General features: G+C 43.3%; 15 protein-coding genes and 1 tRNA gene. 11 read left to right on the forward strand and 5 right to left on the reverse strand.

Annotation, left to right across the window (positions count from 1 at the left end; all coding sequences use genetic code 11):
- Positions 1-78: 78 nt before the first annotated feature.
- Positions 79-5196 (reverse strand): DUF6383 domain-containing protein, encoded by a 5118-nt coding sequence (locus tag HMPREF1535_RS03790; protein ID WP_046145350.1) that lies wholly within the window; start codon positions 5194-5196, stop codon positions 79-81.
- Between the two features lie 1763 nt (positions 5197-6959).
- On the opposite strand from HMPREF1535_RS03790, the gene HMPREF1535_RS03795 reads away from it, so the two are divergent.
- The 6 genes from HMPREF1535_RS03795 to meaB all read left to right on the forward strand — a co-directional run bounded on the left by HMPREF1535_RS03795 (position 6960) and on the right by meaB (position 17050).
- Positions 6960-7754, forward strand: coding sequence for a thymidylate synthase (locus tag HMPREF1535_RS03795; protein WP_046145351.1), 795 nt, complete (start codon positions 6960-6962; stop codon positions 7752-7754).
- Positions 7755-7821: 67 nt separating this feature from the next.
- Positions 7822-8319: a dihydrofolate reductase gene (locus HMPREF1535_RS03800; protein ID WP_007654866.1), complete on the forward strand. Its 498-nt coding sequence runs from the start codon at positions 7822-7824 to the stop codon at positions 8317-8319.
- A gap of 199 nt (positions 8320-8518) precedes the next feature.
- Positions 8519-14194: an alpha-2-macroglobulin family protein gene (locus HMPREF1535_RS03805; RefSeq protein WP_046145352.1), complete on the forward strand. Its 5676-nt coding sequence runs from the start codon at positions 8519-8521 to the stop codon at positions 14192-14194.
- Between the two features lie 155 nt (positions 14195-14349).
- Positions 14350-14727 (forward strand): DUF1573 domain-containing protein, encoded by a 378-nt coding sequence (locus tag HMPREF1535_RS03810; protein ID WP_007654868.1) that lies wholly within the window; start codon positions 14350-14352, stop codon positions 14725-14727.
- A 29-nt stretch (positions 14728-14756) separates the two neighbouring features.
- Entirely contained in the window at positions 14757-15869 is a 1113-nt protein-coding gene (locus HMPREF1535_RS03815) for a DUF1573 domain-containing protein (protein WP_046145353.1), read from the forward strand.
- An 86-nt stretch (positions 15870-15955) separates the two neighbouring features.
- Entirely contained in the window at positions 15956-17050 is a 1095-nt protein-coding gene (gene meaB, locus HMPREF1535_RS03820; RefSeq protein ID WP_010801989.1) for a methylmalonyl Co-A mutase-associated GTPase MeaB, read from the forward strand.
- Between the two features lie 84 nt (positions 17051-17134).
- Here meaB and pfkA read toward each other — a convergent pair whose 3' ends face one another.
- The 4 genes from pfkA to porQ form a co-directional block, all read right to left on the reverse strand.
- Positions 17135-18115: a 6-phosphofructokinase gene (pfkA, locus tag HMPREF1535_RS03825; RefSeq protein WP_007654871.1), complete on the reverse strand. Its 981-nt coding sequence runs from the start codon at positions 18113-18115 to the stop codon at positions 17135-17137.
- Positions 18116-18211: 96 nt separating this feature from the next.
- Positions 18212-19084, reverse strand: coding sequence for a 4-hydroxy-3-methylbut-2-enyl diphosphate reductase (locus HMPREF1535_RS03830; protein ID WP_046145354.1), 873 nt, complete (start codon positions 19082-19084; stop codon positions 18212-18214).
- Positions 19085-19090: 6 nt separating this feature from the next.
- Positions 19091-19780 carry a (d)CMP kinase gene (cmk, locus tag HMPREF1535_RS03835; RefSeq protein ID WP_007654878.1) on the reverse strand — a complete coding sequence of 230 codons (690 nt, stop codon included), beginning with the start codon at positions 19778-19780 and terminating at the stop codon, positions 19091-19093.
- Positions 19781-19801: 21 nt separating this feature from the next.
- On the reverse strand, positions 19802-20803 hold the full coding sequence (porQ, locus tag HMPREF1535_RS03840; RefSeq protein ID WP_046145355.1) for a type IX secretion system protein PorQ: 1002 nt from the start codon (positions 20801-20803) through the stop codon (positions 19802-19804).
- Between the two features lie 220 nt (positions 20804-21023).
- Here porQ and HMPREF1535_RS03845 point away from each other — a divergent pair, with 220 nt between their 5' ends.
- From HMPREF1535_RS03845 to HMPREF1535_RS03865, 5 genes are all read left to right on the forward strand, one after another.
- Positions 21024-21713, forward strand: coding sequence for an energy transducer TonB (locus HMPREF1535_RS03845; RefSeq protein WP_007654881.1), 690 nt, complete (start codon positions 21024-21026; stop codon positions 21711-21713).
- Between the two features lie 80 nt (positions 21714-21793).
- On the forward strand, positions 21794-22768 hold the full coding sequence (locus tag HMPREF1535_RS03850) for a polyprenyl synthetase family protein (RefSeq protein ID WP_046145356.1): 975 nt from the start codon (positions 21794-21796) through the stop codon (positions 22766-22768).
- Positions 22769-22771: 3 nt separating this feature from the next.
- The gene (locus HMPREF1535_RS03855) at positions 22772-23557 is read left to right on the forward strand and encodes a TatD family hydrolase (RefSeq protein WP_007654885.1); all 786 of its coding nucleotides are present in this window, start codon (positions 22772-22774) and stop codon (positions 23555-23557) included.
- Positions 23558-23707: 150 nt separating this feature from the next.
- A tRNA-Ser gene (locus HMPREF1535_RS03860) sits at positions 23708-23795 on the forward strand.
- 80 nt (positions 23796-23875) lie between these two features.
- The gene (locus tag HMPREF1535_RS03865) at positions 23876-24613 is read left to right on the forward strand and encodes a MotA/TolQ/ExbB proton channel family protein (protein WP_007654887.1); all 738 of its coding nucleotides are present in this window, start codon (positions 23876-23878) and stop codon (positions 24611-24613) included.
- Positions 24614-24617 lie beyond the last annotated feature (4 nt).

Genomic DNA, 24617 nt, shown 5'->3' on the forward strand with positions numbered 1-24617 from the left:
GCCTCTACTGCCGCCGCGCGGTTATCTATTTTAAATTATTGATTATAAACTTCTTTATATCAATAGTTATTCATTGTCTTACTTAACGACAGCCTTCACTGTTGTTCCATCAACTACTACAACTACGATTCCTGCCGGAGCATTGAATGTAACATTGTCGGAATTGATTGTCGTGTTAGCAATTGTCTGACCCAATACGTTGCTGATGACAACATTCTTGTTAGCAGCATTCAGGATCGTTACCTTACCCTGGCCACCCAGAACTGTTACGTCAGTTGTATTGATTGATTCGTTGGATACCGGATCATGTTCGTCAGCTTCATCGAAGTAGATGTCACCTGTAGAGGTAGCAGTCTTAGATGTAGCGAAGTCATAATAATCTTCCGACGGAATCATTTCTTCACCACCTACACATTCGTTGAATGCACGTACACGTGCCGTGTAAGCAGTTTGCGGGATCAGGTTATGAACAGCTATTGAAGTGGATGTTGCAGAAACCTTGAACGATTCTTCACCGTCGAAGTTGATATCATCCTGCCATTCGTAATATGCTGTAGGCAATGAACCTACTTCTGTTCTCCAGTCACCTGTATTGAACTCACCACCGTTGATAGGCATACCCGGAACAGGTTTTCTAACCATCCATGTTGCAGGAGTATCGAATAGATAGATATCGATCTGATGTGCATCAGTCTGGAATCCTTCCATCAGGCGGATCGTATATTTAACCGGTTTCGTGATGTCTGTAGTCAGTTCCATGTTGTCCATCTGGTGGGCAATCGGAGCATAACCCCAGTTTCTGTCGATCGGCTGCGTATTACCCTGCAATTCGAAGTTGTCTACACTTACCTTAGTTACTTCTTTCTGCGGTTTACCTGCTGCATCTGTATATTCTTTAGTTACTTCCAACCAGTAGTTTACTTTGTTATCACGGTGGATCACATCACCTGTTGCGTTGAACAATTCAACCCAGATAGTCTTGCTTGCATCGTCAGCACGTACTTCAGACATAAATACATCTTCAGAAGTGTACTTCGGAGTGAAGCGACCTACAGCAACCTGATAGTACTGAGCACCCGGAGTGGCTGTCCACTTGATACGAGCATCGCTACCACCTACATCACCTGGTTCCATATCTTTAATATACGGCATTTCAAGACCGGCAGTGAATGCCAGCGGCAAATCCTTCTGTACATCACATACAGCCGACAGAGACAATGCGTTTTCTACATCGCAAAGATCTTCTACATTCGGAGTTGCACGAACATCGATCTTAGCAGCTACGTCGCCACGAAGAACATCGTTCACCAGGTCGTTTTCACCACCCTTGAATGTATAAGGATTTTCTTCTGCTGTTGCAGCCAGTTCCATAGATTTCTCACGGATGAACAGTTTCACTTCTTTTGCTTTGTTTGTTCCGAATGTGAACAAGTCAGAAGCACTCAACAAGTTGATTTCCTGTTCTATCTTAGATTCTTCACCACTTACAGTAGTACCGTAATGAGGCAGGTCACGACCCTGGATATAGAATACAGAATCTTTAGAAGCACCACCATTTACAACACCGAACTGGAAGGCATCAATCTTATTCTTACCGGCAGCGTCAGAACTGAACCATACTTCAGGAACTTTCACGTCACCCTTGATACCAGCTGTCAGCGTATCGTTTACATTGATTCCGTAAGGAGCCCAAACACCCAGATCAGCCCATCTTTGGTCGTTAACTGTCAGATTATGTTTGTAATCATCCAGGTCGAAGAAGTATACGCGGTTATACTTTTCTACGTCGGCACCATGCTGTTGCGGAGCCAGACGGATAGAGTCTTTCGCATAGTAACGAGCCCACATGCCCTTTTCAGAACCACTGGTAATCGTATCGATAGTCATTTCAATACCGTTACGATCTTTCGGATCGAACTTAGCAGAAACGAGAGCCAATACTTCACCGTATTTGTTCGGAGAAATCTGAACCATAGTACCTACTGTATCTACTCTACCATAAGCCTCACCGTTCATGTCGCCCAGAACTGTTACTTCATATTCGAATGCGCCTTTCTTGTTAGAGAATACCTCCATGTCAACCGGATCAACGATGTTCAAACCTGCGATGATGAACTGACCGTCGCGTACCGGATAGCAAGTATTTACATAACGGGTCTTGTAATCCTTACGGAACATTTCGTTATAGATGAAGTTAGGAGCAGGAACCCAGTTTTCACTTGAACTGCTGGAAGAATTCAAAGTTGGCAGACTACCGCCACCACAAGTGTTGCAAGAACCGAACTGCTGAGTCAGGAATGAATAGAAGCTGGTATAAGAACCGATCACTTTATCTGCATTCATTGTGGTTACCAAACCTCTGTCGGTAGTACCGAATGTATAGAATTCGTTCCATCCCTTATTGTTAGCTGTAGTTGCACCGAACTGAGCTACATGGTGGAAGATATTAGGAGTACCTTCGAAACAAGAGTTCCAGCTTTCAGCAACGATCGGAACCAGGTTCACGTCATTGTAAGGTACATACTTAACAGTCATGTCAAGACCTGTTTCTTCTACATACTGTACTGCATAGTCGTCATCCAGGTCAACCTTGTAAACCAGAGTATCGCCAACGCTCATACCGATAAACTTACCGAATACGGCACCATTATATTCTTCGATCGGTTTTTCCTGAGAACCTTTCTTCACATATACTTTTGCAAAATCAAGGCTTTCTGCAGAGAACATGAATGCATTTGTATGATAAACTGCATCGTCAATGCCTTCAGTCTTAGAGAATTGTTCTTTGAAGATCTTGATAGAAGCAACTGTACCACCTTCTACATCAGGTTTCAAACCTGTAGCAAATACCTTCACAGTGTGAGGTCTTGACTCATATTTGTAACCATCCCACTCATCATACGGAGCGAAGAAGAAGTCCTTACGGTCGATCTTTTCAAAATATTTCAATAATTCAGAGCTCATTACGCCCATAGCGTGGCTTAACAGAGACTGGTCGGTATCCTGGAACCATACGAATGTATTGTTACCGAAGATCTTGATCGGGCCTGAGTAAACTGCATCACCTACTTTGTTGATCAGATCCTGACCGCTGTAAGTATAAGTCGTACCAGACAGTACATCTTCATTTACATTATATCTTGCAACAGAAGCATCGTAAACCAGACGCGGAGCGATTGTATATGTTTCATTTACATATTTAGACTCGTCGTCACCGATGTTTACATCACCACGGTGATATTTGAAGATTGCATTGATACTGATGATATTCTTGTTGATATTACCGTCACAATCAATTACATCGACTTCTGCATAGTTACCAACTTCTTCAGGACCGTCTTCGATACAACAGTCAGGGCAACCATTTGCTTCCAACCATGTTTTCCAATCGGTATAGCTATATCCGTAAAGAGACATAGGCAAGAAACGTCCTTCGTAATAAGTTGAATCCTTCTTACCTTCTTCATTTATGAAGACGATCTTCCAACCCTTAAGATTCACGTCGTCATCATAACGGCCTGTTGAATGCTTCGGAGCTTTGGTACGATTTTCCAACGTCAATCCACCGAACAGATCTTCCGATAAAGTATAATTGTCTGTACGACCGATTACCGAATTGAAGTAAGGTAAGTTCTTGAAGCTAACCTTAGCAGTCTTAAAGTCCAGATATTCGTCGAAATGAAGATCGTTCAACTCGCTATATTCAGGAATAGAAGAACCCTGAAGTTCGTAACGAGCTGTATCTGAAGCTTCAGCTGTGATTGTAGACCAGATATAATTATCCTTGTCAAATGCTTTTACTTCTTGCGGAGCAAAGTAGTAAGTGAAACGAGCGCTTGATTTGCAATCGCGGTCTTCTGTAGCATCCGTCTGAACGAAGAATTCGCGAGGAATCAGATAAGTAACTTTCTTATCCTTACCAGGTGTACCTGTTCTACCGATCTTACCGTCAGCAACCATCTGATCCAAAGAAATCCAACCCTGAACTTTTGTCAAATCACCTTCCTGAGAAATTTCCATTTCATCAGCAATAAATGGATATTCAACATTCAATTCGTAATATGCCAGTTCTTCTTTCGGATCTCTGTCTGCTGCATAAAGACCATCACGATCAACACCACTGAAAGTAGCCGTATATTCATTGTTAGTCTTATTATTTTCATACAATGTGTTCCAGAACTCCACATTTGTAACCAACGTGTCAGCAGCACAAGCTGTATTACGTCCGGCACCCGCTTCAAACACTTTCGTATTTGCAGCACCAAAAGCAACATCAGGACGATTGAACGCCAAACGAGCATTTGTAAATACTGTCAACGGTTCTGTGTTCTTTGAGCCTGTAGAAGAAACTGCATCGTCAGCAACCGATTTAGCTCCCTTGAACATAACAAGAATGATCTTGTTATCCAGAGAACCTTGTTGCCAGGAATTAGCATTTGTATTATCAGCATCAGAAACATGCGCTTTAATATGATGTGTATGCGCTGTAGCTACTTCATGATTGCTTGCCGTGAAAATTGCACGGTCACTAACCATCTGACCAACATATTCACCAGACATATCATAAACATATACGTCATATGTCCAGTCGATCTTACGATTTACCAAATCAACATTACCAAAAGCACGAACGTCCATTTCAACGCTTTCAACGCCTGTCAAGCCTTTAGTGCTATACAGGAAGTCTACACGTGAACTGGCTGTCTGATTCTGATAAATACCCAAACCCGTATTGCCTTTATCATCTGTAAATTTCAGATATTCGGCAGTGTTCATTTCTTCGTGATTCTTAATATCCGAATAAGCCATTTCCAGATACTTTCCGGTAAAAGGCTTCAAATAGTTTGGAGTATCACTGTCATCCAGATTGAAGAAGGTCACGAAAGCACCGTTCATTAAACCTGCATTCATCTTTGTGAAATCGATCAACGACTCATAGTTACCATAAGAAGTTGAATTAGCTTCCCAATGATTGTGTACATTCACCTTGTCGAGTGGCTTGAAATTATACAAACCTTCACCAACCAGTGTCGATTCGTCATCCCACGCAGCTTCGGTGCTCACACCATCATACCATTTCGCTTTTATATTAGCATAGTCCGCATCTGCTGCATTCAGCATCGGAGACAAGCCATAAAAAGCCATAGCACATAAAAGAGCGGCCGACCCGCCTTTTACCAAAGTACTTTTTCTCATACGTAAAACATTTAATTAATAAAATTATGATCTATACTCAAATTGACTATTTTTCGTCCATTTAGCTCATTTCAACCGCCTAAACCCGTAGGACACAAGAAAAAGCATTTCAGGGGAACTGTTAAATGCCTGTATATAGGCATCTTTTTTACTCATCGATTACCGATTTGGCGAGTTTAAACGTTCCTTTTTTCTCGCCACGCGTTTAAGATTCTTTTACTTTTGTAACAGGAAGTGGGTATTTTGTCCTTGTTTTCGTATCGTACTGATAAGAAAGCAGATAGAAAAGTGAAAAAAGTTCTGAAAAGAATTGCAGGTTCAAAAGGAATGCGTATTTTTGCTGCAAGAAAAAAAGGAACGTTTTTTTTAGTCATTCGAAATTCGACCTCCGCCCTTGATTCATATTCCACACAAAGGATTCAGCCTATTTGTTAAAGCATCTTTTTTTACTCAACGGGAGTGTTCTGTAAGTACATAAAACTAACGTACCTGTACTTTAATATTAATAAATATATATCCAAAATTATCCATACCTCCAAGCAGTATAATAAAAAATTATTTGCATTTATATAAATGTAATATGCACACTATGACTACATCTCCCGATTATCATTTTGTCACCTCCCATCAAATAAATCAGTTCAACATGCTAACAGAGATACGGGTTGGTTCAAGATTTGTCAGTAACCAAAAGATCAAGGGAAAAGTAGGTTCAACGATTTCTATAATCGGAAAACAACTATTCCCGGAATCAAATACAAGAGTCTATAATACAAGTCTGTTTGTTATCCGATTCGCCCTCCTTATGAATTGCAGACTATTACCTTCAGCTTTCAGATGTTCTGGATAGAATGTTTTTCAATATGTCCGGCTGAAGGGAGGAAACTGCTAAAAAATGTATACGAGAATTCAAGGTTAAATAGCTGCCGGCAAAATAGAAGACTTTTGTCTTCAAATATATACACTTGTCATCCCAAAAGCAGTCTTGATAATTCGGAACATCTATGCTTTTGGGACGGATAACTTCCCGCCGGCCAACGGATAACTATTCGTTGGCGAACGGATACCTACTTATCGGAATCTACTTCCTGTGTAAGGCATCCTTCAGGCGGATCCGCTATTTTTCAATCAGTTATCTATCCTGAAATCTGAAAGGTGAAGTTTGAAAACTTTATTGGAGGGCAGTTTACAGAACGATGGACTCACTCAATGGAGGTTAAAAATGAATCTCTTTCCGTTCCGGCAATGCCGGCATCAGTTATCGTTACCTGTCATCCGGCAATGTGACTTTTTAAATTAGTTCTTTCATCTCTTATAAATAGACAAAGGAGGTACTGTTACATACCTCCTTACCTATTGTCTCTTAAGTGCTTACCCTGTAAAGTTACCCTGTACACCCTAGTCGGTTAGGGTGTACACCTCATCCCGCTACCCTGTACACCGTAGTTGGTTACCCTGTACACCGTATTCAATTCCTCCGTACAGGCCAGTAACACTAACTAACTACTAATAAACTAGCTGATAGTAGCTTTTAATATAATAGCCAGTAACCTATGAGAGAACATTCGATGACAATTTCACCACGCTGACACAACTGTTATGCACAACTGTTGGCAAACATACGAGCTATGAATGGTTCATTTATTATCAAATGTGAGCTATATTTTCTTACTAAAGAACCAGGAGAAAAGAACATAAAAAAAATTACCTGTTGTTTTATACAAATCACTTTCGTACTTTTGTAAGCTACTATAGAGATAAAAATGAAACAATATTTAGAATTGCTGAATCGCGTATTAGCCGAGGGAGTGAGGAAGGAAGACCGTACAGGTACCGGTACACAAAGTATTTTCGGCCATCAAATGCGATTCAATCTGGAAGAGGGATTTCCTCTGCTTACGACGAAGAAGCTGCATCTGAAGTCTATCATTTATGAATTACTCTGGTTCCTTCAAGGGGATACCAATGCAAAATATTTGCAGGAACATGGAGTGCGTATCTGGAATGAATGGACAGACCCCGACGGGAACCTGGGACATATCTACGGTTTCCAGTGGCGCTCGTGGCCGGACTATAAAGGTGGTTCTATCGACCAGATCAGCGAAGCTGTCGAAACGATCAAACATAATCCGGATTCCCGACGGATCATTGTCAGTGCCTGGAATGTGGGTGACCTGGATAATATGAACCTCCCGCCTTGTCATGCGTTCTTCCAGTTTTATGTGGCGAACGGACGCCTGAGTTTACAGATGTATCAGCGCAGTGCGGATATATTTCTGGGCGTACCTTTCAATATTGCTTCTTACGCATTATTATTACAAATGATGGCACAAGCGACAGGACTTATAGCCGGAGATTTCGTTCATACGCTGGGGGATGCTCATATCTATAGCAATCACCTCGAACAGGTAAAGCTTCAGCTTACCCGCGAACCGCGTCCTCTTCCCCGGATGGAAATAAATCCGGACGTAAAAAACATCTTCGATTTCAAATACGAAGATTTCAACCTGACCGGTTATGACCCGCATCCCCATATCAAAGGAGAAGTGGCGGTATAGGGAATTGAAAATTGAGAATTGAAAATTAAAGAGAGAGTATACACATTACTAATAAATCGATAAGTTTATGAGTACTATTTCAATCATTGCCGCTATTGCAGAGAACAATGCGATTGGTAAAAACAACAAGTTGTTATGGCGTCTGCCTGCCGATATGCGACGTTTTAAAGATTTGACAACCGGCCACGCCGTAATCATGGGACGTAAAACGTTCGAATCTCTGCCCAAAGGACCGCTTCCAAATCGGAAGAATGTAGTCCTGACCACTTTGCCGGAAGCAGGTTTTGTAAACTGCTTCGCCTGCGAATCAATGGGTTCGGCACTGGATATCTGTGAAAAAGAAGATGAAATATTCATCCTCGGCGGTGCATTGGTGTATCGTCAGGCTTTACGCATCGCAGACAAAATGTACATCACCCGTGTACATGGTGAGTTTAAAGATGCCGATACTTTCTTCCCGGTCGTAAACTGGGATTTATGGGAAGAAGTGGAACGCCAGGAATTCCCAGCTGATGCAAAACATGCTTATCCGTACACATTCCTGACTTACGTTCGCAAGAAATAAAAGAAAGTACAGATAGTTTCCTGTTCACGAGGGCCTCATAAATATTTTTGACGCCCTCGTGAATGTTTATGAGGACCTCATTGCTTTTTACCACGCCAATTCATTATTACACCTTATTAACAAACAGTTTACATCTTTTTACCCTTTCTTTGTATCTATATAGCAAAGAACGTTGTTTAACATGTAAACCCATATAGATATGAAGATAAAAGCTATTATTGTTTCCGCCCTGATACTATGCTGTATTTCAGCGGTTATCATGTATACAAATGCGGCACAACCTAAAAATGAAAGCAAAATGATTACCGAGGCTATTCAAGGTAAAAATACACCGCAACTCATCAAAGCGCTGATCAGCCGGATGAAAGAACAACTGGATGTGAATGACGATGACTTCCCCAAACTTATTAAGGAAGTAGAAAACTATGCGGCCGAATGTAAAGAACCGGCTTCTACAGCCGTACTCCATTCGATGGTTGCCGAAATGTACAATCAGTATTATACGATGAACCGCTGGAAGATTAATCAGCGGACCGACCTGGCCGGATACGTTCCCGAAGATATCCGCGAATGGACTTCAAACCTTTTCACGAATAAGATAAAGGAAGAATTGACTGCATCCCTGCAACCGGCGAAGCTATTGCAGGAAACACCGGTATCCGATTTCAAAGCCATACTGGAGACTGGAAAAGACACGCCAGCCCTACGCCCTACATTATATGACTTTCTAGCGTTCCGTGCTCTTGATATCGCTCCTTCCACAGAGATATATGAAGAACTTATTGCCTATCTGAACACGCAACCGGACAAAAAAGCAGCCATGCTTGCCAACCTGGACTATCTGAGATTCAAATATACCACCCGCTATTCCGAACAGGCAAGAGAAAATTATACATCCGCACTGGATAGCCTGTTAGCTATCTACGGTAATAAAGACTATTCTGTGGAAATTATTGCCGCTAAACTGAATAACGGATTTTACGGATATGGAACAGAAGCCAATATGGATTCTCTGAAAGCTGCCGAGTACGAACTTTGCAAAGAAACCATTGCCCGTTTTCCGAACTATGAACGGATCGGCCTGATAAAAAACAGGCTGGCCAATATGCAAAACCCGTTCCTGCAAGTCAACACAGACAATACTGTGTATCCCGGAAAAAAACTGACTCTAAAACTCACATATCAAAATATCCGGCAAATCACAGCCCGCATATACAAGAGTTTGAAAACTCCGCAACAGACGCTTAATTATAATGCCCAGGATACTGCAAACAATTTGGGAACCTTGGTCAAAGAAGTTACTTTTTCATTAAAAGTACCGAATACCTATACCGAGCTGGATACGAGCCTCGTCATCCCGATGGACCAGACAGGATTGTATGAATGTGTTATTACCGCTCCCGGAACGGATCTGAAAACGAACAATCTATTCGAGGTAAGCCGCCTGGCTGCCATTTCGCGCAGTATGCAAAATGGAAATACGGAAGTATTGGTGACCGATTATTTAAGTGGCAAACCAATCACTGATGCCTCAGTAACTTATTATTCGGGAAAACGCCGTGAGATGCAACCACAGGGAACCGTAAAAACAGATAAAGACGGCATCGCTGTCTTTCCACATAAACGCGATATGATGGCTTATCAAGTGGCCCGTCCGGGAGATTCACAAACAATGCTGACAGCCGTTTATCCGAACGGACGACGGGAAATCAGCCAGACAAAACGTCCGGAACTGGCCTTGTTTACAGACCGCGGACTTTACCGCCCGGGACAAAATATGTATTTCAAAGGAATCGCTTACACAAATACGACCGACAAGCCTCATGCCATCGAAGGCGAAACGTTCAAAGTAACTCTCAGGGATGCGAACTGGAAAGAAGTGGCCACCAAAGAGTTCAAGACGAATAAATTCGGTTCTTTCAACGGTGAATTCACTTTGCCTCAGCAAACCCTTGGAGGAATGTTCACGCTGTCTACCGAATATCAAAGTGTAAATGTCCGTGTAGAGGAATACAAACGTCCCACTTTCTTCATTGATTTACTTCCCGTAAAAGGTGAAATTACGTTCGGCGACCTGGTGACAATCCAGGGAAAGGCACAGACTTTTTCCGGTATCTCCCTGCAAAGCGGAGAGATTACTTACCGTATCAACAAACGTCCCTTCTGGTTACGTAGCTACATCAGTAGTTTTTCTAATGAACAAGTAGCAGAAGGACAGGTTACTGTGAACAGCGACGGGACATTCTCTTTCAGTTTCCGTCCGGAAAAATCTAGTAGCAATCTCCCTGCCTATCAAAGTTATCTGGTCACAGCCACATTAACCGACAGCAATGGTGAAACCCAGGAAGCGACTTCCGTATTCTCTGTCGGGACATCTAGTATTGTCCTGAATACCGACCTTTCCGGACAACTCGACAAAGATTCTGTAAAAGCTTCCGTATCGGCACAAACACTGAACGGTGAAAAAATAACAGTGAATGGAACTTATACGATAAACAGATTGGGCGACACCGAAAAACCGTCCAAATACGGAATCATTGAATACGAAGTAAAAGAACAGGTGGCAACCGGTAATTTTACATCCGGTAAAACGATTGATAAAAATGTATTCGCCAAACTAGCTTCCGGCCGTTATCAGATCAAGCTGGATGCAAATGATTCACAAGGACGCCCGGTTACTACAAAGCAGGATTTCATCCTATATAGTTTACGCGACAAAAGACCGCCGGTATTCATGCATACCTGGATGTTAGATGAAAAAGTCTGGTGTCTTCCCGGTGAAGAGGCGAAGATATTGTTTGGCACATCCGACAAAGACGCACATATTTTATATGAACTTTACCAGGACAATCAATGTATTTCACGCAAACGCATCGTACTGAGTAATGAGAACCATCTCTTCCGTATCCCATTCATGGAAAGCTACGGGGAAGGAGTCGTGGCACAATTTACCTTTGTAAAAGACGGCAAATTATATACATCACGAACTGATATTAAACGCCAACAACCGAATCTCTCATTGGCAATCAAACCGATTACTTTCCGTGACCATCTGCTACCCGGCAATAAGGAAACATGGAAATTCAGGATTTTAGATGCAGACTCCATGCCTGTTATGGCAGAAATGCTGGCCAGCATGTACGACGCGTCGTTAGATAAGATATTACCGTCCGGTTACTTCAGCTGGAATTTCAATCCGAGAAGATATTTCTACTTATCTGCCCCCTCTTTCAACAGAGGCATCGGCATGGATGATAAGACAGCTTATAAATCAGAAGAGTCGAAAAATGTCAATGTTCCGGATTATCAATATGACCGTTTGAACTGGCAAGGAATCATGAATTTCAGAAACCGGGGAATGTATGCCGGAGGTATCATGATGAAGTCGGCAGCCCCTATGGCCGCTGCTGAAGCACAGGTTATCGGTTACAGAACGAATGACGCTGCAACCGCTACCGGAAATGTAGAAATGGTTGCAGACGATGAAGTAGAGGAATCAGGCATGACCGTCTTCTCTCTGGCAGACGAAGCTCCGGCTGAAAAGGGAATGTCAGAGCAGCAAGTTGTCCAGATACGCGAAAACTTCAACGAAACAGCCTTCTTCTATCCGTCATTACTGACGAATGAGGAGGGAGACGTCATGGTACAGTTCACGTTACCGGAAAGCAATACGACCTGGAAGTTCCAGGCACTGGCCAATACGGAAGACATGAAATACGGCATGCTGACCAAAGAAGTCATCAGCAGCAAACCGTTGATGGTATTACCGAACCTGCCACGCTTCATGCGCCAGGGTGACGAAGTATCCGTCAGCACACAGGTTATCAACAATTCAAAAGCGACTATCAACGGACGTGTCAGCCTTGAATTGTTCGACCCGGCAACCGACCAACCGGTTATCTGCCTGACAAAATCGCAAAAGCCGTTTACCTTGTCTGCCGACAGCATCACCACCGCTTCATGGACCTTCCGCGTACCGGAGACCACCAATCTGATTGGTTGCCGCATCGTAGCAGATTCCGAATCCGGCAGTGACGGTGAACAACATTTGATTCCGGTTCTCTCCAACCAAATACTGGTAACGGAAAGCACACCTTTCTACCTGATGGAGAACGGAGAAAAACAAATCCGGTTGTCAGGAAAGAATGGGACGGACAGCCGCAATCCGTTCAGAATGACATTGGAACTGACAGGCAATCCTATCTGGTATGCCGTACAGGCTTTGCCTACGCTTACCCAACCGACAAATGACAATGTCATTTCCTGGTTCGCCTCTTATTATAGCAATACGCTGGCTAATTATATCGCAACAGCCAATCCGCGTATCCAGAAAGTAATCAGCCAGTGGAAGGCACAGGGCGGAACCGCTTCTACCCTTTATTCAAATCTCCAGAAGAATCAGGAGTTGAAGAATATCCTGCTGGAAGAAACTCCCTGGGTGCTGGCTGCCGAGAATGAAACGGAACAAAAGCAGCGTTTATCCCTGTTGTTTGATATGAACCGGGCAGCACAACAACGCGAAGTAGCCATGCAACAAATAGTAAAGCTACAGAACGAAGATGGCGGATGGAGCTGGTTCAAAGGTTTCCCGGCAAGCCGCGAAATAACACTGTCTATCCTGAAAGGTATGTCACAGTTGGTTGAAATGAGTGCCGTACAATACGGACAGCAGGAAAAGGAAATGCAGATGAAAGCGCTCAAATACCTGGACAAACAAATGCAGTCCGATTATGAAAGCCTGCAAAAGAACAACAAGAAATGGCAGAGCAGCGTTCCGAACGCATTGCAACTCGAATTTCTCTATGTCCGCAGCGCTTACCGCGACATTCCGGAACTGGGTGATGCCCGCGAAGCAATCCGTTTCTATACAACGCAGGCAGAAAAGACCTGGAACGAACAATCCCTTTACGGAAAAGGCGAAATCGCCCTGCTGATGTACCGCAACGGCAAAAAAGAAGTTGCCAATACGATATTGGCCTGGTTGCGCAAAACAGCCACCACGACCGCCGAACAGGGAATGTATTGGGCCAATAACCGGAGAGGTAACAGTTATTTCACTTCGCCGATCGACACTCATTGTCTGCTGATGAAAGTGTTCAATACCTTATCGCAAGACAAGAAAGACACCGACCGTATGAAACAATGGCTGTTGAATCAGAAACGTACGCAGAACTGGGAATCTGTTCCTGCAACGCTGAATGCCATCTACGCATTAATCCTGACCGGAAACGACTGGCTGAATGAAAATAATACCTGCACCGTAACATGGGGCGGCAAAACATACAGCACAGCTGAAGGTGAAACAGCAACCGGTTATCTGAAGGTGGTACTGGATGAAAAAGAAATTTCTTCCGGTAGTAATTCCATTTCCATTCGGAAGGAAGGAAATACGCCTGCCTGGGGAGCCGTTTACGAACAGTATTTCGAAAACATCGACAAAGTAGAAAAACAGAAAGGTGTACTCAATGTTGAAAAGAAATTATTCATCGAAAACAATAGCGGCAGCGGCTTACAAATTGTACCGGTAGAAAACGGAAAACTCCGCGTCGGAGACAAAGTAATCGTACGCCTGACTATCCGGACAGACCGCGAAATGGATTACGTATTCCTGAAAGACCTGCGCGCCGGCTGTTTCGAACCTGCCAACCAGCTATCAGGGACACAGTTCAGAGACGGAGTCGCCTATTACCAGTCGCCTACGGATGTTTCCGAAAACTTCTTCTTCAGCCGCCTGCCGGAAGGAACTTTCGTGATCGAATATCCGGTTTACGTGTCCCGCACCGGTGAATATGCCGGAGGACTAAGTACCATCCAATGCCTGTACGCACCTGAATTTGTGTCACATACGGAAGGGAATAATCTCACGGTTAATTGAAAATTAAAAATTGGAAATTGAAAATCAGGGATTGAATATGAAGAGTAGCAGAATGTTCTTATATCCGTCCAAAGGTAATTTTCAATTTTCGATTCTCAATTTTCAATTCAATTGTCTATCTTTGTAGAATAAACAATAGCTAAATAAAAAGTAAAATGAAACAGATTATTTTTATTTTTATGGCAATCCTGCTTGCTACAGGAATGGCCTCAGCTCAGAAAAAAGCTGTTATCGCAGCAGACGAAACCTCTCATGACTTTGGACAGATAAAAGAAGCTGACGGAAAAGTTTCCGCGACATTTGTCGTAAAAAACACAGGGGATGCGCCGTTGGCGATTACCCGCGTCATCGCTTCCTGCGGATGTACGACTCCAGAATGGACAAAAGAACCGATCGCTCCGGGAGCAAGCGGAAACATCAAGATAACATACGATCCGAAAGGACGTCCCGGCCCGTTCTCAAAAACAATTTCAGTTTACAGCAACGGAAAAACCGGAAGTTTTATCCTGACGATACGGGGAGAGGTAATTTGATTTCCAACAAGCAAAACTAAAAACAAAGAATGCTGAATATGAAAAGACTGAGCTTTATCCTTTGCGGCATATTATTTTTTGCTGTGCATATGGCAGCACAGAACGGAGCTCAGATAAGTGCAGACGAACTGACGTACAACTTCGGTACAATCGCTGAAGCTGACGGATTGGCCAGTCATACTTTTGAAATAAAGAATACGGGAGACGGCCCACTCGTCATCACCCGTGTTACAGCGTCTTGCGGTTGTACGCAACCGGAATGGACAAAAGAGCCGGTCGCTCCGGGAAAAACGGGCAATGTAAAAGTAACTTACAACCCCAAAGGTCGTCCCGGCCCTTTTTATAAAACTATTTCCATATTCAGCAATGGTAAGAAAGGCAGTTATACACTGGCAATCAAAGGGAATGTGACACCGAAACCGCTTACACCGGTTCTAATTTACCCGTATTCGATAGGCGACCTGAAGATGCAGACCAAGACGGTCCTGTACAGCAGTATCCGCCCCGACGAAACACTGGGTGAAAAGATCAGCGTAAAGAATGAAGGAAAGACGACCCTGACAATCCATCCGGGAAAAGTGCCTCATTTCCTGACTGTCGAAGTACGTCCAACCCAACTGGCACCGGATGAAGTCGGTGAAATAACTTTACTTCTCGATGCCAAAGCAACCAAAAGAAAAGGCCGGGTTACAACAGAAATACCTTTAACGATCGAAAGTATCGGTCAGAAAGAAGTTTCCGGCGGAGTACACGTCGCAGCCAATATCATCGACAACTTCGGTAAACTTTCGGCTGCGGAAAAGGCACAGGCACCGATTGCACAGTTGTCCGGCACATTACTTGACTTCGGTAAATTACCGGAAAAAGGAGGTTTCATTCCTCTGATCGGTGGAAAAGTGACCGGTACTGTCGAAGTAACCAACACCGGGAAATCTCCGCTTATCATCCACAGCTTTACCTGCGACGATGAACGGGTTGATATTTCAGGAGGAAAAAGAGAAGTAAAACCGGGAACAACGGCGACATTTAAAATATCAGTCCGTCCGCGAGAGATCAAGACGAAACTGGAAGCACTAGTAAATATTGTTTGTAACGACCCGAACGGTCCTGTTCGCCTGATAAAGGTAACAGCAGAGAAATAATAAGCCAATTAAAACAATGTGCCAATATGCCAATGTCTTTTTCGATTGGCATATTGGCACATTAGCACATTAAATAATTATTCATCATGGAACATCCCGAAAACGACGATCTTTACAGAGGATTAAAGGTAAACAAGGGAGTAGCCGACGTACCGACTGTAAACCCATACCTCAAAAAAAAATTACGCAGAGAATATACCCCTTCCGAGTTCGTCGAAGGGATACTGAAAGGTAATATAACCATCCTCAGCCAGGCTGTCACGCTGGTTGAAAGTGCGAAATATGAACATCAGCAAATAGCCCAGGAAATCATTGAAAAATGTCTTCCGCATGCAGGCAAATCAGTCCGTATCGGTATTACGGGTGTTCCCGGAGCCGGGAAAAGTACGTCTATCGATGCTTTCGGCATGCACCTGATCAAAGAAGGACGCAAACTGGCTGTATTGGCTATCGATCCGAGCAGCGAACGATCCAAAGGTAGTATTCTAGGTGACAAAACCCGTATGGAAGCCCTGTCACGTGAGAAAAATGCGTTTATCCGCCCTTCCCCCTCGGCAGGATCATTGGGAGGTGTTGCCCGCAAAACACGCGAAACGATCGTTTTGTGCGAAGCTGCCGGCTTCAATACCGTGTTCGTTGAAACGGTAGGTGTCGGACAGAGTGAAACGGCTGTTCACTCGATGGTCGACTTCTTCCTGCTCATCCAGTTAGCCGGCACAGGTGACGAGTTGCAGGGCATCAAGCGTGGTATTATGGAAATGGCAGACGGGATCATCATCAATAAGGCGGATGGCGACAATATCGATAAGGCAAAGCTGGCTGCTGCCCAGTTCAAGAATGCTTTGCACCTTTTTCCACCCGCTGATTCCGGATGGTTTCCTAAGGTGCTGACTTACTCCGGATATTATAATTTAGGTATCAAGGAAATCTGGGATATGGTCGGCGAATATATGGAATTTACTAAAAAGAACGGTTATTTCGACTATAAGCGGAACGAACAAGCCAAATATTGGATGTACGAAAGCATCAATGATACATTACGGGAAACATTCTATCACAATCCGGCTGTGGAAAGCATGCTGTCTTCCACCGAACAACAGGTGCTGAAAAATGAGATCAGTTCATTCGTTGCTGCCAAAAGAATGATGGACCTGTTTCTGGAAAACCTGTCAAAGAAATAAACTTAATTGATATATAAAAAGAAAGCCCGTCGGATCAAATGATTCAACGGGCTTTCTTTTTATATTCTCTTTTTCAATGCCGGATCAGATAGAAGACACACGCAGTGTATTCAGCAGATCACGGTTGATCGGTTTGTCATTTTTGATCGCTTTTGAGAACGGAACATATACGATCTGGTCATTCTGGATACCCATCATGACATTACGCTGATCATCCAGCAAAGCATCAACGGCTGCAACTCCCATGCGGGTAGCCAGAATACGGTCCTGGGCAGTCGGAGATCCTCCACGCTGCAAGTGTCCGAGGATAGATACACGGACATCAAATTGCGGATATTCAGTTTTCACACGTTCGGCAACTCCCATGGCACCGCCGGTTACTTCACTTTCTGCAACCAATACGATACTACTGTTCTTCGATTTACGGAAACCGTTTTCGATCATTTCTGCCAACTGGTCTTTTTCCATGGAGATTTCCGGGATAATAGCCGCTTCGGCACCTGAAGCAATCGCACCGTTCAAAGCCAGGAAACCGGCATCACGTCCCATCACTTCGATAAAGAACAGACGGTCGTGGGAAGTGGCTGTATCACGTATCTTATCCACACATTCCATGATCGTGTTCAATGCCGTATCATAACCGATCGTTACATCCGTACCATATAAGTCATTATCGATCGTACCGGGAACACCGACTATCGGATAATTGAACTCCTGTGCAAAGATGCGCGCACCGGTCAACGTTCCGTCACCACCGATAGCGATCAGGGCGTCGATTCCCTCTTCCATTAACTTGTCGTATGCCTGCTTACGGCCTTCGGGAGTCTTGAACTCCAAACAACGAGCTGTCTTCAATATTGTTCCACCACGCTGGATGATGTTACTTACATTTTGTGTCTTGAACTCTTCAATCTCACCTGTAATCAATCCTCTGTATCCTCGGAAAATACCTTTAACTCTCATCCCGTTATAGATAGCGGAACGCGTCACTGCACGGATGGCAGCGTTCATTCCGGGAGCATCACCTCCGGACGTTAAAATGCCAATACATTTAATTGTAGACATAGCGTCTTTATTTTAAATTATTCGCGGCAAAAATAGTAATTATTTACCAACATTCTTTCATTTTCTCTTAAACTTCATGAAATCTTAACCATTTTATCACCGGCTTGCATTCAACTCCCGGATACGCACGGCAACCTCTTCCATCAGCCATTTAGGGGTTGATGTGGCGCCGCAGACTCCTACACGGCAGACACCGGCAGGCAGCGGTTCGGTTATCTCTTTTACCTCAGAAATAAAGAGAGTATTCGGATTTGCTTTCCGGCATTCTTCCAGCAACATCTTACCGTTCGAACTTTTCTTTCCCGCTACAAAATAAACCCAGTCATGGCTGGAAGCAAAGGCCTTTATATTCGGAAGGCGGTTTGCCACCTGACGGCAAATCGTATCGTGGTATTCAAAACGGGCATCCTCCGTTTTCCGTTTATATATTTCTTCCACGATCTTACGGAACCCGTCCAAAGACTTTGTCGTCTGGGAGAAAAGACAAATATCACGGCTGAAATCCAAACGGTCCAGGTCTTCTATCTTTTCAACCACAATAGCCGTACCATCAGTCTGGCCGACAAGACCGTTTACTTCGGCATGTCCTTTTTTACCGTAAATCACCAGTTGTGTTTTATTTTCACGCGTCTCTTGATAACATTTATGTATCTTCCGTTGCAACTGAAGCACAACCGGACACGTTGCATCGACGATCGTTATCTCATTCTGCTTTGCAATCTCGTAGGTAGAAGGAGGTTCTCCATGTGCACGAAGCAAGACTTTTTTCCCTTTCAGCCTGGAAAATCCATGGTGATCGATAGTGCGTAATCCCTGTGCCTGAAGACGTTCTACCTCCAGGCTGTTATGTACAATGTCACCCAGGCAATACAGGATATCTGTGTTGTCCAGTTCACGTTCAGCGCTTTCAATAGCTGTAACAACTCCAAAACAGAATCCGGAACCTTTATCTATTTCGACTTCAATCATGATTATTTATTCCACCGCAGCTTTATTATATTGAACAAGAAGCCACGCTTTTTGTTCAGCGATAGTCATATGCGAATTATCCAGCACCACAGCATCATCGGCCTGGCGCAGCGGACTTTCTTTACGGGTAGAATCGATACGATCCCGCGTCTTCACGTTTTCAAGTACTTCTTCGAAAGAAGCGGCCTCACCTTTTGCTTTCAGTTCATCCAGACGGCGCTGTGCACGTACTTCCGGGCTGGCTGTCACATAAATTTTCAACTCTGCCTCCGGGAATACAACCGTACCTATATCTCTTCCGTCCATGATTATACCTTTCTCCTTGCCCATTTCCTGCTGCATGGCGACCAGTGCACGGCGAACGAAACCCAAAGTCGCTACCGGACTAACCCATCTGGCTACTTCCATTCCACGGATTTCCTTTTCAACCTTCACGCCATTCAGATAAGTATCCGGACGACCGGTTTCCGGATTAAACCGGAGAGATATATGGATATCATTCATCGATTCCTGCAGTTTTTCTTCATCGATCTGATCCCCTTTAAACAAATTATGCTGTATACAATATAATGTAACAGCACGATACATGGCACCGGTATCAATATATGTATAACCAATTTCCTTTGCCAAATCTTTTGCCATAGTACTTTTCCCCGTAGAGGAAACACCGTCTATAGCGATTACTATCTTTTTCATTCTTACATTTATTTATATTTCCTAAGGTTTAAAATCGGCCAGCGTAGCCGAAACACTCATCATCATCGACATAGCCGACGGATGATATTTAGCAAAAGAGACACCGACATCAAACATCTTTATCTTCACGCCGGCCCCGGCAGAAAAGCCAGCCAACCCGTTTCCGCCTCCCTGCAGTTTCATATCCATTTTAGTCTTCGGGTTGAATCCCACCCCAATCCAGAAGTTTTCGCTGGGTATATAATCGATACCGATTACCAGGTGCTTAAATAATGCTTTGGCAAAATTATCACCTTTATACTCTTTATCCGCATTATCTATATAATCAAATTTCCAACGATTCAGATACATAGCCGTTAGTGACAAACGCAAAGGGGCATGGTTCATCTTTTTAGAAATCCCCATCTGGATATCCCACGGCATTTTTTGGCGGTCTTCATAATAAGGCTTCAACTGTGCCCCGATATTTTTCAGTACGACACCGAATGAAAACTCCTTTTCCGAATTGTAATAACTCAGCCCGGCATCGAAACATACCCCCAACGAGGTGTAAATATCATAATTGGAATAAAGGAACTTCATGGAGACACCGCCCCGCCAGCGTTCGGACAGATCATACGAAAAGAAACCGTTCACAGCGATATCACTGGCTGTGAAGTCACCTGTCGACTGATTATTCTCATCCATTCCCTTGAATTTCCCGTTATGGAAATAATGGACTCCCGCTCCCCAGGCTCCACGTTCACGAAATGCTTTAGTAAACAGGGCACTCCCCACGTTCACATCTGCAATATAGTTCATGTAATCCAGATTGATCATCCCGTCCATTTCACCTCCAAGCAGCGCCGGGTTGTGAAAGATAAGGGACGGATCACGTTCTACCAATGACACGGTATGCCCTCCCAAAGCATTAGCCCTGGCAGATGAAGGTAAAGTCAGAAATTCAAACACCTGATCTCCGGATTGTGCCGCGACCGATTGTAAAACGAAAGAAAAGAACAATATAATTAATGTATGTCTCATATTTTCTTAACAAAATGCGTACAAAGATAAAATGCAGTTATAACATATTCCATAAAGAGAAACGGAAAAAACAAGAAAAAGGTATATAAACACCATTATTTTTATTTTGGTTCAAAAATAAAGTGAAAATATTGAAGTATTTCTCCCTTTTTATATTTGGATATAAAATAATTTGTATTTTTGCAGTACAGGAAAACACATCTTTAAACATTATAAGAGTATGGAAGTTAAGAAATCACCGAAAGCGGACTTGGAAAGAGGCAAAACACTCGGTATCCTGATGGGTATGGTTGTGGGTTTGGCTGTTCTGTTCGTTGGGTTCGAATGGGGAACCCGTGATATCGAAATCGTCAAAAGTGAAGGCGTAGCTGATATCATCGCTGAAGAAGAAATTGAAATTACAAGACCGGAGGACACTCCTCCGCCTCCACCGCCACCCCCTGCACCGGCTGCCGTAGAACAGCTGAACATCGTGGATGACGACGTGGAACTGGACCAAGTGGATATCATCTCATCTGAGGACGACCAAAGTTCTGCACAGGTAGAAGCCTATGTAGCTCCGGCAGTTGTTGAAGAAGAAGAAGAATCCGCTCAACAGATCTTTACCGTTGTAGAAACAATGCCGGAATTCCCGGGTGGACAGGGAGCACTGCTTCAGTTCCTCGCTAAATCCATCAAATATCCGGTTATTGCACAGGAAAACGGTATTCAAGGTCGTGTTACTTGTTCATTCGTGGTTAATAAGGACGGTTCAATCGTTGACGCAGAAGTTATCCGCGGTGTAGACCCTTCTTTGGATAAAGAAGCTATCCGTGTGATCAACACCATGCCGAAATGGTCTCCTGGTAAGCAGAGAGGTAAACCAGTACGTGTTAAATATACAGTACCTGTTACCTTCAGATTGCAATAATATTTTTTTAAACATACTAAAAAAGGCTGCTGTGAACTTGCAGCCTTTTTTATTTCGTCTTATCCGTAATTTTAATCTATATGTTGTCTTTCAATGAGATCCTGGAAAAAGTAGAACATGAAGTTTCCCAACTGAGTTTTGAATATCCCCCTAAAAGTTTATATGATCCAATAGAGTATATCCTGTCGCTTGGAGGAAAAAGGATCCGTCCGGCACTGGCTTTAATGGCCTGTAATTTATATAAAGAAAATATTGATAACGTCATCAACCCGGCATTGGGCGTTGAAGTATTCCACAACTTCACCCTGCTTCATGATGACCTGATGGATAAGGCTGATAAAAGAAGAAATAAACCGACCGTCCATAAAGTATGGAACGACAATACGGCCATCCTTTCCGGAGATGCCATGTTGATTGCAGCTTACCAGCTGATCGGAAAAACAGAACCAGACTATTTAAAGGAAGTATTCGACCTGTTCACAGAAACAGCACTCGAAATATGCGGAGGACAGCAATATGATATGGAATTTGAATCCCGCATGGATGTTACCGAGCCCGAATATATAGAAATGATCCGATTAAAAACAGCGGTTTTACTGGCTTGCAGTTTAAAAATCGGAGCGATTACAGGCGGTGCATCCAAAGAAGACGCTGCCAACCTGTATGACTTCGGTATAAACATCGGACTGGCTTTTCAGCTACAGGATGATTTGCTGGACGTCTATGGAGACACTGCCACTTTCGGGAAAAATATCGGGGGCGACATCACCTGCAATAAAAAGACATTCCTGCTGATACATGCGTTTGAACTGGCTTCCCCCGAACAAAAAGCGGTCCTGAATGACTGGATCGGCAAAACGACATTTGTAGCAGCAGAAAAGATCGAAGCTGTCACAACTATATATAATGAATTGCATCTGAAAGATATTACCATTGCTAAAATGCAGGGATATTACGATAAGGCAATGGAGCATTTATCCCGATTGAACGTTGCCCCGGAGAAATTAAACATATTAAAAGAGGTCAGTAACCGTTTAATGTACCGCCAATCTTAAAAAATGAAACTAATAGATACGCACAACCATTTGTATCTGGAAGATTTCGATCCGGAACAAGAGGTACTTGTAAACGCCGCCCGTGAATCGGGCATCGATACACTCCTGCTCCCCAATGTAGATGTCGAAACTATCGGCCGGATGCACGATCTATGTGACCGTTTTCCTGATTTTGCCTATCCAATGATGGGGTTGCATCCGACCAGTGTGGACGGAAACTATGCCGGAAATCTAAAAACAACAGAATCCTATCTGGGGAAACGGGCTTACTGTGGAATCGGGGAAATCGGGATCGACCTCTACTGGGATAAAACCTATCTGAAAGAACAAAAAATAGTCTTTGAAGAACAGTTGCGATGGAGTATCGACCTGGACTTGCCGGTTGCCATCCACACCCGTGAAGCCTATTCCGAGGTATTGGACAGTATCCATAAAGTCGGTGCGGACAAATTAAAGGGTGTTTTTCATAGCTTTACCGGTACAACAGACGAATTGGAGGAGATCGGAAAGCTAAAAAATTTCAAACTGGGAATCAATGGTGTCATAACTTTCAAAAATTCGAAACTGTCGGAAACTATTCAATGCACCGACATGAATCATATAGTACTGGAAACCGACGCTCCCTACCTGGCTCCGGTGCCCTACAGAGGGAGAAGAAATGAGCCTGTATATATATGGAAGACGGCAGAGAAGGTAGCGGACACATTCGGTCTTACGCTTGATGAAACCGTACAAATAACAAGAAAAAACGCCTTGGATTTATTCAAAATTCCAAATAAAAAGGCTTAGTTTCAAATTTTAAGGTCAGATGCAAAATTTATTCCCTCAGATATTGTGTATATGTCAAGCAAAAACTTTAGATTTGTGCACTGAAACGTTTGCATATGGGAATTTTTTCGTATTTTGCGCTCGTTTTAGAGGAGACGAAGGCTGAAAATTGGAGAGATGCTCGAGTGGTTGAAGAGGCACGCCTGGAAAGCGTGTATACGCCTAAAGTGTATCGCGGGTTCGAATCCCGCTCTCTCCGCTTAAATACCATGAGGATATTATTAACAACAAAAATAAAAACAAATAAGAGAATTATTAATCTTAAAAATTAAACACACAATGAAAAAGTATTTTGCAAAAACATTCTTGGGTATTTGCGCCCTTGGAACTTCTACTGTAGCTTTTGCTCAAGACGCTACTGAACAAGTTGTTGAAGGTGGCATGTATCAGGCTTTAAAAACTAAGTTTATCGAAGGTGGTGCCGACTTCATGAGTTTGGTTGCTATCGCTTTGATTTTCGGTTTGGCTTTCTGCCTTGAAAGAATTATTTACCTGAACTTGGCTGAAACTAATTCAAGCAAATTATTAAAAGGTATTGAAGATGCACTTGATAAAGGTGATGTAGAAGGAGCAAAAGCTATCGCTCGTGATACAAGAGGTCCTATCGCATCTATCGCTTATCAGGGTTTGATGAGAATCGACCAGGGTATCGACGTTGTTGAAAAATCAATCGTTTCTTACGGTGGTGTACAGGGTGGTCTTTTGGAAAAGAACATGTCATGGATCACATTGTTTATCGCTATGGCTCCGTCATTAGGATTCTTGGGTACTGTAGTAGGTATGATCATGGCGTTCGATAAAATCGAACAGGTTGGTGATATCAGCCCGACGGTTGTTGCCGGTGGTATGAAAGTGGCCTTGATTACAACTGTAGGTGGTTTGATCGTAGCTTTGATCCTTCAGGTATTCTATAACTATTTGTTGAGCAAATTGGAAGCTATCCTGAACCAGATGGAAGATGCTTCAATCACATTGATCGACATGGTTATCAAATACAACCTTAAATTCAAAAAATAATTTA

The sequence above is a fragment of the Parabacteroides goldsteinii DSM 19448 = WAL 12034 genome (genome assembly GCF_000969835.1).
Taxonomy (GTDB): Bacteria; Bacteroidota; Bacteroidia; order Bacteroidales; family Tannerellaceae; genus Parabacteroides; species Parabacteroides goldsteinii.

Excerpts from the sequence above, each read along its gene's own strand:
- HMPREF1535_RS03790 (WP_046145350.1), bottom strand. The coding sequence starts at position 5,196 with ATGAGAAAAAGTACTTTGGTAAAAGGCGGGTCGGCCGCTCTTTTATGT.
- HMPREF1535_RS03795 (WP_046145351.1), top strand. The coding sequence starts at position 6,960 with ATGAAACAATATTTAGAATTGCTGAATCGCGTATTAGCCGAGGGAGTG.
- HMPREF1535_RS03800 (WP_007654866.1), top strand. The coding sequence starts at position 7,822 with ATGAGTACTATTTCAATCATTGCCGCTATTGCAGAGAACAATGCGATT.
- HMPREF1535_RS03805 (WP_046145352.1), top strand. The coding sequence starts at position 8,519 with ATGAAGATAAAAGCTATTATTGTTTCCGCCCTGATACTATGCTGTATT.
- HMPREF1535_RS03810 (WP_007654868.1), top strand. The coding sequence starts at position 14,350 with ATGAAACAGATTATTTTTATTTTTATGGCAATCCTGCTTGCTACAGGA.
- HMPREF1535_RS03815 (WP_046145353.1), top strand. The coding sequence starts at position 14,757 with ATGCTGAATATGAAAAGACTGAGCTTTATCCTTTGCGGCATATTATTT.
- meaB (WP_010801989.1), top strand. The coding sequence starts at position 15,956 with ATGGAACATCCCGAAAACGACGATCTTTACAGAGGATTAAAGGTAAAC.
- pfkA (WP_007654871.1), bottom strand. The coding sequence starts at position 18,115 with ATGTCTACAATTAAATGTATTGGCATTTTAACGTCCGGAGGTGATGCT.
- HMPREF1535_RS03830 (WP_046145354.1), bottom strand. The coding sequence starts at position 19,084 with ATGATTGAAGTCGAAATAGATAAAGGTTCCGGATTCTGTTTTGGAGTT.
- cmk (WP_007654878.1), bottom strand. The coding sequence starts at position 19,780 with ATGAAAAAGATAGTAATCGCTATAGACGGTGTTTCCTCTACGGGGAAA.
- porQ (WP_046145355.1), bottom strand. The coding sequence starts at position 20,803 with ATGAGACATACATTAATTATATTGTTCTTTTCTTTCGTTTTACAATCG.
- HMPREF1535_RS03845 (WP_007654881.1), top strand. The coding sequence starts at position 21,024 with ATGGAAGTTAAGAAATCACCGAAAGCGGACTTGGAAAGAGGCAAAACA.
- HMPREF1535_RS03850 (WP_046145356.1), top strand. The coding sequence starts at position 21,794 with ATGTTGTCTTTCAATGAGATCCTGGAAAAAGTAGAACATGAAGTTTCC.
- HMPREF1535_RS03855 (WP_007654885.1), top strand. The coding sequence starts at position 22,772 with ATGAAACTAATAGATACGCACAACCATTTGTATCTGGAAGATTTCGAT.
- HMPREF1535_RS03865 (WP_007654887.1), top strand. The coding sequence starts at position 23,876 with ATGAAAAAGTATTTTGCAAAAACATTCTTGGGTATTTGCGCCCTTGGA.